Origin of the sequence: Saccharibacillus sp. O23 (assembly GCF_002205895.1) — a bacterium.
Classification (GTDB): Bacteria; Bacillota; Bacilli; order Paenibacillales; family Paenibacillaceae; genus Saccharibacillus.
On record NZ_NJDE01000039.1, the window covers coordinates 1 to 672 of the forward strand.

1 protein-coding gene is annotated in these 672 nt (G+C 67.3%); it reads left to right on the forward strand.

The annotated features are described in order from the left end of the window. Window positions 1–288 (forward strand): ABC transporter C-terminal domain-containing protein (locus CDO73_RS26590; protein ID WP_256972860.1); only part of this gene is annotated, 288 nt, incomplete at its 5' end. Window positions 289–672 lie beyond the last annotated feature (384 nt).

Consider the following 672-nt stretch of genomic DNA (forward strand, 5'->3'; position numbering starts at 1 on the left):
GAGCCGTCCGCTCTCGGCGGACCGGGCGCAGCCGCCCCGGCCTCGCCTAGCCGGCCGGGCGGCGAGCGCGAAGCTTCGCGCGGCGGCGGTGCGCGCCGCGCCGATCCGGCGAAGCTGGAGCGGGAGATCGCCGCGCTCGAAGAACGCGCGGCGGAACTGGACCGGGCGCTGGCCGACCCGGCCCACGCGCTGGACGCGCAGCGGCTCGGCGAATGGCTGGCCGAGAAAGAAACGCTCGACGCGCAGGTCGACGCGCTGACGGAAGAATGGCTGGCGCTGGAGCCGTAGCGGCGGCAGTCCCGCCGATCGGAGGCAGGACGACGGCGGCTTGACCGCTTTTGCCGACCGCTCCGCTCTTGCCGATCGCAGGCGCAAGCCGGATTCGGCCCGGAGAAACGGTCTAATCGAACCCGAGCCGCAGCCGGTAACCGGTACCTTGCCGACCGGCGCCTGCTTGATCCCGGCCCATCGAATCCGATCGGCGGTCGCATGATCCCGGCCCATCGAGCCGTTTTGCTCGAACGGCTTCGCCCCAATTACGCTCGGACCGCGCCTGAACCGCGCCCGGACCGCGCAAAAGAGCCTTCGCATGAAAAAAAAAAAAAACACCAATCATAACCACAAATAACTCCTAACTACATAACCCATTAACATCGGCTAATACCACTCAGC